At 73.4% G+C, this 8,529-nt stretch carries 2 protein-coding genes; both read right to left on the bottom strand.

Annotation, left to right across the window (positions count from 1 at the left end; all coding sequences use genetic code 11):
* The coding region (locus GT042_RS28035) for an SDR family NAD(P)-dependent oxidoreductase (protein WP_161311504.1) at nucleotides 1-6,440 on the bottom strand (6,440 nt) is incomplete at its 3' end.
* Nucleotides 6,437-8,529 (bottom strand): beta-ketoacyl synthase N-terminal-like domain-containing protein (locus GT042_RS28030; protein WP_272925766.1); only part of this gene is annotated, 2,093 nt, incomplete at its 5' end. The genes GT042_RS28030 and GT042_RS28035, both read right to left, overlap by 4 nt.

The following is an 8,529-nucleotide window of genomic DNA, read 5'->3' as shown; positions in this document are numbered from 1 at the left end:
GGGTGGGCGTAGCCTCGTACCTTTGCCGTGTGGTTCTGCACCCGGGTCAGCGCGTCCTTGCCCAGTATCCGGCGGTGCAGGGCGGCCTCGCGGGCGATCACGGCGTTCAGTTCGCCGAGCGTGCGGTCGGCCAGTTCGCGTTTCAGGGCCCGTACCGGCTGGGTCGGTCGGGACGCGATCGTCCGGGCCAGGTCCAGGGCGGCAGGGAGTACCTCGTCGCGGGGCAGGAAGGTGACCTGGGCACCGCGCCGTTCCAGTTCGGCGCCGCTGAACGGCCTGCCGGTGTAGAACATCTCGGTGGCCAGCGACCGCCCGAACCTGCGCTCCAGGACGTACGTGGCGCCCATGCCGGGGGTGAAGCCGTACTTGAGGAAGCTGGCCGCGTACATCCCCTCACGCGCCATCAGGACCATGTCGGCGTGCAGGCCGAACATCAGGCCGCCTCCGGACGCGTGCCCGGACAGTGCCGCGATCACCGGGCGGTCGCAGGACAGCAGTCCCTCGTAGAGGAAGGGCACATCGGTGAAGCTGCCTCGGCCGCCGGCGAGCCGTTCCAGGGCCTCGGGCGTGCCGCCCATGCTGAACGCGGGACCCGCGCCCGTCAGCACCACGGCCTTGACGTTGTCGTCCGCGCTCAGTTCGGCGAAGGCGGCCTCCAGGCCCCGGACGGTCTCACCGGTGAACATGTTGCTGCTGGTCCGCATGACGACCAGGGCGATGCCCGGGTCGAGGATCCGCGTCTCGACCGCGGGGTCGTTCGTGAGGTTGTTCGTGGGGGCGTGCAAAGGGTTGTTGTTCGTGGGGGCGTTTGTCGGGTTGTTCGTGGCGGCGGCCGGGGCGTCGTTCGTGGGGCGCTGTCCTGCCGTCCGCCCTCCCTCGTGCGCGTCGGGAGCCATGTAGGGCCCGCTCCTCGCCTGCCGTACACGCCCCGCCTCTCCCCCGCCGTCCTCCACCGCTGCCGGGCCCTTCGGCCCGCCCCGCCACTGGCCCAGCCAGCACCTCTCCTCGGTCAGCGGGTGCGTGGGCAGCGGGATCCGCCGCCCTGCGGGGCCGCCGTCCCGCCCGCCCATCTCGTGCCAGCGCACCTCGGCGCCCGCCGCCCACGCGGCGGCCAGCTCCCGCAGTCGTCCCTGCCGGAACAGCGCCGCGCACTCCTCAGGTGAGGGGCGGCCCGTCGTGCCGTCGGTGGTCCGGTTGTCCGGGCCGCCCGTGACATACCCCGCGTCGTCCGGCGGCGTGCCGGTCAGGAAGGCGTCGAGTGCTTCCCGCAGGCGGTGGGGAGCGGTGGCCTGATCGTCCGCGACGATCGCCAGCCGATAGGGCCGCGCCGTACGGCCGACCTGCAAGGTGTGGGCGAGGTCGACCGGACGGGGACCTGCGCCCGGCGCGGGCCGGGCCGGCGCGAGCTTGGCGATGCGGCGCAGCGAGCCGTCCGGGGCGAGGGCGTCCGGGGGTACCGCGAAGGCCAGTTCCTCCTCGATCCGCCGCGCCAGCTCCAGCAGGCTGGACGGGTCGAGACCGAGGTCGCCGAGCCAGGCGTCGGGATCGACCTGGTCCTCGCGTACGCCGAGCAGTTCGGCCGACAGCCGGACGAGCGTGGCGGTGCGCGCCCCCTCGTCCGGGGCCGGGCCCGGCCCGGCGTCGAGGTAGGCCCGTAGCGCATGTGCGTACGCGCGCAGGCCGGCCGGGTCCGGTGCCGAGAGGACGAAGAGCAGCGGGCCGCCGGGGCCGGACGTGGGCCGGGCGCCCTCGTCGTACCCCTCCACCACCAGATGAGCCCCCGCGCCACCGGCGCCGAAGGCACTGATCCCGGCCCGGCGAGGGGAACCGTCCGCCGGGCGGGGCCATTCCGCGCCCTCGCGCTGGATACGCAGCGGTGAACCCGCAAGGTCGAGGTGCGGGTTGAGTTCACGGGAGTGCAGGGACGGGACGAGGCGGCCGTGCCGCAGTTGCAGCAGCACCTTGGTCAGGGCGGCGATCCCTGCCGCGCTCTCCAGGTGCCCGATGTTGGACTTGACCGATCCCACCGCGACGCCGCCGTCCGCCGCCGCGCCGGTCCCGGCGAACGCCTGGCGCAGCCCCTCGATCTCCACGGGGTCACCGAGCGAGGTTCCTGTTCCGTGGGCCTCGATGTAGCCGATCGTGCGCGGGTCGACGCCGGAGCGGTGCAGTGCCGTACGGATCAACACGGCCTGCGAGTCCGGGCTCGGGACGGTGAAACCGCTGGTGCGCCCGCTGTGGTTGGCGGCCGACGCCCGGATGACGCCATGGATGTGGTCGCCGTCCGCGAGCGCCTGCCGCAACGGCTTGAGCAGGACCGCGCCCACCCCCTCCCCCGGCACGTAGCCGGTGGCGCCCGCGCCGAAGCTCCGGCAGCGGCCGTCGTCGGAGAGGAACTGCCCCTGCGCGAGCTGGAGATACTTCTGCGGATGGACGGTGACGTTCACCCCGCCCGCGAGGGCCAGGCTCGTCTCTCCCCGGCGCAGGCTCTCCACGGCGAGGTGGATCGCGGTCAGCGACGACGAGCAGGCGGTGTCCACGGCCATGCTCGGGCCGGTCAGGCCGAAGGTGTACGAGACCCGGTTCGGGACGGCCGCGTGCATGGCGGTCGGCGCCACGCCTCGGTCCTGGAAGAGCTGGTAGTGGTTCCACATGACACCGGCGAAAACGCCGACGGTCTCGCCCTCAAGGGTGTGCGCGGGGCGGCCGGCGTCCTCCAGGGCGCGCCAGCAGACGGTCAGGAAGAGACGCTCCTGCGGGTCCATCCGCTCGGCGTCGCGCCGGGAGATGCCGAAAAACTCGCGGTCGAAGAGGTCGACGCCGTCGAGGAAACCGCCCCATCTGCTGTACGTGGAGCCGGTGCGGCCTCGTTCGGGGGCGAAGTAGCCGGTGTGGTCCCAGCGTTCCTCGGGGACGGTGGTGACGGAGTCCCTGCCCTCGGCGAGATTGCGCCAGAACACGTCGAGGTCGGGGGCCTGCGGGTATTGGCCGGCGAGGCCGATGATCGCGATGGCGTCCGCCTCGGTGGCCTTGGCGGAACTGGTGACATTGGTTGGCGTGGCCGCTGCGGGAGGGACGTCGCCGGTCAACTTTGTTAGTGGGTGCGGGGCTTGGTCCGGGGGCCGCTGGTTCGGGGGCTGTTGGTTCGGGGGCTGTTGGTACCGAGGCTGTTGGTACGGGGCCGTGTCCGCGTCCGCGAAGGGCTGGGCGACGCGGTCCGGTGACCCGTACACCGCCACCGACACCCCCTCGGGGCCGGCCAGGACACGTTCCAGCAGTTCCAGCCCCTCGGGGGTGGGCATCGGCCAGGTCCCCCGGGTGCGCCGTGAGTGCTCGATCGCGTCCGGGGTGAGCCGCATGCCTCCCTCCGCCCACATCGGCCAGCCGATGGCGTGGGTACGCCCCGGCCGGTCCGCGCGGGCGGAACGCGCCTCGGCGAAGTGTTCCAACCAGGCGTTGGCGAAGGCGTAGTCGCTCTGCCCGGGGGTGGCCTGGGAGGCGGACAGCGACGAGTACAGCACGAACAGGTGGAGCGGATCGCCGACCGTCGCCCTGTCGAGGTTCAGGGCGCCGAGGGCTTTGGGGAGGACCACCGCCGTGGGCGCGTTGTCGGGCTTGGTGCGGAACAGGGAGTCCGCGGTGACCCCGGCGGTGTGGAACACGCCGTCGAGCGGCCCGAACCGCTCGCGGACCAGGGCGAGCGCCGCCTCGACGTCCGCCGGGCGGGTGACGTCAGCCGTCAGGTACGCGACTTCGGCGCCGAGCGCGCGCCAGGTGTCGGTCCTGGCCGCCAGTTCGTCGCCCATCGGACGGCGGCCGATCAGCGCGATCCGGGCGGCGTACCGCGCGGCCAGGTGGGTCGCGAGGGTGCTCGCGAGGGCCCCGCCTCCGCCGGTCACGACGTAGACGCCGTGGCGCTTGAGCGTCAGCGCGGAGTCCGGGTCGAAGCCGGGGGCGGTGGCGGGGTCGGGGGCGGTGGCGCTGGCGGGGTCGATGGCGGGCGCCAGGCCTCGCAGTTCGCGTCGGCCTGCGATGTGGCGGGACTGCGGGCAGCCCTCTCCGACGGCGAGTTCCGCAAGGACGGCGTCCGCGACCGCGTCTGCGGTCCAGCGGTCCACTCCGACCGCCCGGCAGACCAGGGCGGGAGCCTCGGCCGTCACGCACCGGGCGAGAGCGCCGACCGCCAGGTGCTCCGGGGCACCGCCACCGTCCGGGGCGGGGTGGACGAAGAGGATGGCCGGTACCGGGTACGCGGCCGGGCGGCCGGTCAGGGACCTCGCCAGGCGCAGCAGGGTCAGGGCGGGCGCGTCGGGCTCCGTGATCGCGGCCGGAGCGGCGAGGACGACCAGGGCGGCCGGGCGTACGCCTCGGGCGTCGAGCGCGGACCAGAGCAGGTCCAGCTGGGCGGGATCGGTCGCGTCGAGTCGGTAGCCGGCGGCACCGGCCTGCTCGAACACCGGTCCCGGGCCGACCCGGACGACCGTGGCGTCGGCCGCCAGGGCGGCCAACTCGGCCGTGAAGCCGGCCGGCTCACCGTCAGGGGCGAACACCACGAGGTCGCCGTCCGGCCGGGCGCGGGCCGTGGCCGGAGCCTCGTACCAGCACGGCCGGAACAGGGCGGTGGCGGCGGGGCCCGACGCGGAGGGTGCCGTACCGAAGGCGGCAGAACGGTCCACACCATGGGCCGGCAGGGCGGCGGCCGAAAGGCCGGAGGCGGCAGGGGCCGTACCGGACGCGTCACCCCCTCCACCTCCACCGGAAGCCAACAGAGCCGCAGCCGAAAGACCAGACCCGGCACCAGCCGCTCCGAGCGCAGCAGCCTCGGCACCAGAAGCCAGCAGCGCCCGGCCCGAAGAGCCAAACCCGGCAGGGGCCACACCGGACGCGGCACGCCCCTCACCAGAAGCCAACAGAGCCGCAGCCGAAAGATCAGCCCCGGCAAGAGCCGCTCCGGCAGCAGCCTCGGGAACGGGAGCCTGTAAAGCCCCGGCCGTAGAGTCGGATCTGGCGGGAGCCACACCGAAGGCGGCAGAACGGTCCACACCGTGGGCCGACAGTGCGGCGGCCGAAAGGCCGGACCCCGACGCAGCATGGGCCACACCGGACACGGCACGCCACCCACCAGAAGCCGGCAGCGCCCCGGCCGAAAAGCCAGACCCGGCAGGAGCCGCACCCGGCGCGGTGGGCTCGGCGCTGGGAGGCCGTAGTGCGGTGGCTCCCTGTGGGTAGGCCTCCGCAAGGTGGGTGGCGAGGCTGTCGATGTGGGTGAACTCGAACAGGAGCGTGGGGTAGAGCGGGCTGCCCACCACCTCCTCCAGCAGTCCGCTGATCCGTACCAGGTCGGCGGAGTCCAGGCCGAGTTCGTAGAAGCCCGTGCCGCTGTCGACCGCCGCCGGGTCCACGCCGAGCGCGTCGCCGACCAGGCGGCGTACCTGCGCGGTGTATGCCGTGACCGGGTCGGCTGCGCGGCCCGCCTCTGTGCCCGCCTCTGTGCCCGCCTCCGTGCCCATGGCCGTGCCGAGGGCTGTGCCCGCGTCCGCACCTGTGCCCCCGTCTACGGCCACGCCTGTGTGCGCCCTCGGCTCGTCGAGCAGTCGGGTGATCAGGTCGGGGCGGCGGATGCGCTTGCAGGTGAGAGCGCCGAACTCCGCTGCCAGCAGGCCTTGTTCGTCGTAGAGCCCGTAGTCGCTGCGGATCACGTCCCCGGAGTCCGCCAGGCGCTCGACGCCCGGCACGTAGAGGTACATCGTGCGCCCGAGGGACCGGGGCGCCCTGAATCGGCCGATATGCATCGGAATGAACGGCTCGCGCGAGACCGCCTCGGTCTGCCCGTACGCGGCGATGGTCGCGGCGTCGAGCAGCGCGGGGTGCAGATGGAAGTCGGCGGCGTCGGGGGCGGCCTCGCCGGTGCTCAGTTCGGCCAGCAGGTAGCCGTCGCCGATGTGCAGCGGGCCGTGGCAGGCCATCGCGGGACCGTGCCGGATGTCCTCGTCCCGGGCGCGGGCGTACAGCTCGGCCATGTCGGTCGTACGGACCGCACCGGCCCGCAGGGCGTCCACGTCGATCGTCTCCGGCTGCGCCGTACCGCCCGGTCCGCCGTCGAAGGTGAGGACGGCGGTCAAGTTCTCCCGCCAGGGCGAACCTGGTACAGCCGACCAGCGGCTGTCCACCGTCACCGGCCGCTCTCCCCGTCCGTCCGTCGCACCGATGGCGATCCGGATCTCGCGGTCCATGCCCTCGGTGGTGGCCACCGCCTCGGTGAACAGGATCCGTCCGAACACCGCGCGTTCGTGGTCGAGTCCCTGGCTGCGCAGGATCCGCAGCAGGATGTCCAGGAAGGTCACGCCGGGCATGACCGGGACGCCGTGCACGTGGTGGTTGCGCATGATGAAGTCGGTGTCGGTCAGTACCACGCGACACTCGATCGGTCGGTCCGTCACGGTCGTGCTCCCCTTCGCCCGAGTGCTGGGACCGGTTCGTCGTCGCCGGCGAATCGGAGGTCGAGAATCGAGACCACCGGTCCGGGATCGTCGTCCCGGCCGGTACCGTTCGGGCCGCCGGCACTCCTGAGCGGCGGCCCGCCCTGAGGCGGCTCGGGCGGTGGCCCGCCCTGAGATGTCTTGAGGGGGCCGGCCTCAAGCGGGCCGCCCTGCTCGCGCTCCAGCCAGTACCGGCGCCTCTTGAACTCCGGTTCGGGCAGGGGCCGGCGGGTCGGGCGGTACCGTGCCCGCCGTCCCGGGTCGAGTTCGCCGACGATCGCGTGGGCGTTGGTGCCGCCGAGCCCGAAGGCGCTGACACCGGCGATCCGGCGGACTCCGGCCGGCCAGGACGAGAGCTCGGTGTTCACGCGGAACGGTGACGTGCTGAGATCGAAGCGCGGGTTGGGGCGGTCGCAGCCGAGAGTGGGCGGGATCGCCGCGTGCTCCACCGCCAGCAGTGCCTTGATCAGTCCGGCGATCCCGGCCGCGCTGAGCAGGTGACCCAGGTTGGACTTCACGCTGCCGATCGCGCAGCGGCCGGTCGCCTCCGTTGCGTCGGCCACGTCCGTAACATCCGTGACGTCCGTGACGTCCCTACCTTCCTGGAACGCTTCCGTCAGGGCCCGGAGTTCGATCGGGTCGCCGATCAGCGTCGCGGTGCCGTGCGCCTCGATCATGCCGATCTCGGCGGGCCGCACCCCGGCATCGGCCAGCGCCCGGCGCACCACGGTCGCCTGAGCCTTGGGATTGGGCGTCGTCAGACCCATCGTCCTGCCGTCGTTGTTGACCGCCACCGCGTGGATGACGGCGTGGACACGGTCGCCGTCGCGGAGCGCCGCGTCGAGCCGCTTCAGCAGCAGCACCCCGCAGCCCTCGCCGGGTACGAACCCGTCCGCCCGCTCGTCGAAGGTGCGGCAGCGGCCCGCCGGGGAGAGTGCCTTGGCGGCGCTGAACTCCAGATAGGGCTCTTCGTCGAGGAGTACTTCCACGGCACCGGCCAGGGCCAGTTCGGACTCCCCCGCCAGCAGGCTGCGGCAGGCGAGCTGGACGGCGACCAGGGCGGAGGAGCAGGCGCTGTCCACCACCATGGCGGGGCCGTGCAGGTCGTACTGGTGGGCGACCCGGGCCGCGATGAAGTTCTGGTCCCCGCCGAGTCCCGTCGTACCGCCGGCTCCGGCCCGGTGCCGGTATCCCGACATCCGGGCGCCGGCGAAGACCCCGATCGGGCGCCCGGCCAGTTCCTCGTCCCGGTAGCCCGCCTCCCGTACGGCGCCCTCCGCGCCCTCCAGGAAGAGCCGCACCGCCGGGTCGAGGCCGGTGGCCTCCTCCGCGCTCATGCCGAAGTAGTCGGCGTCGAAGTCCTCGATCCCGTCGAGGAACCCTCCCCACCGGCTGACGCTGCGGCCGGGTTCGTACGTGGGACGGTAGAGGCGTGCGGTGTCCCAGCGGCCGGGCGGCACTTCGGTGACGGCGTCCGTCCCGGCGGTCAGTTGCTCCCAGAACGCGGTGAGGCCGGGGGCGCCGGGGAACCGGCAGGCCATTCCGACGACGGCGATGCCGACTTCGCCCGGGGCGGGCGTGGGGCCGTCGGGTCCGGCCGTGCCACCCGGTCCGCCCGGTCCGCCCGTGCCACTCGATCCGTCTGGTCCGCCTGTGCCGCCCGATCCGTCCGGTCCGCCCGTGCCACCCGGTTCGTCCGCTGGTCCGTCCATGAGCGCCGCACCTTGCCCAACCGCCGGTTCGGCGACCATCGCCGGGAGCGTGCGCGCCAGATGGGCCGCGAGTGCCTGTGGCGTGTCGTGCTCCAGCAGCGCCGCCGGTTCCAGCGGCCGTCCGGTGCGCTGCTCGATCCGTACCACCAGTTCCGCCAACATGACGGACTCGACGCCGAGTTCGGCGAAGGACGCGGTCGGCTCCAGCTCCTCGCGCGGGACACCCGCCACCGCCTCGAACACCTCGGCCAGCCACCCGGGCACCGCGACCGGCCCGGCCGCCGCCACGGGCGGGATCGCCACCACCGGCGGGATCGCCGCGACCGGCGGGGTTGCCG

Source organism: Streptomyces sp. SID3212 (genome assembly GCF_009865405.1).
Classification (GTDB): Bacteria; Actinomycetota; Actinomycetes; order Streptomycetales; family Streptomycetaceae; genus Streptomyces.
Note: the sequence above shows the minus strand (reverse complement) of the source record. Positions and strands in the feature narration are given on the sequence as shown.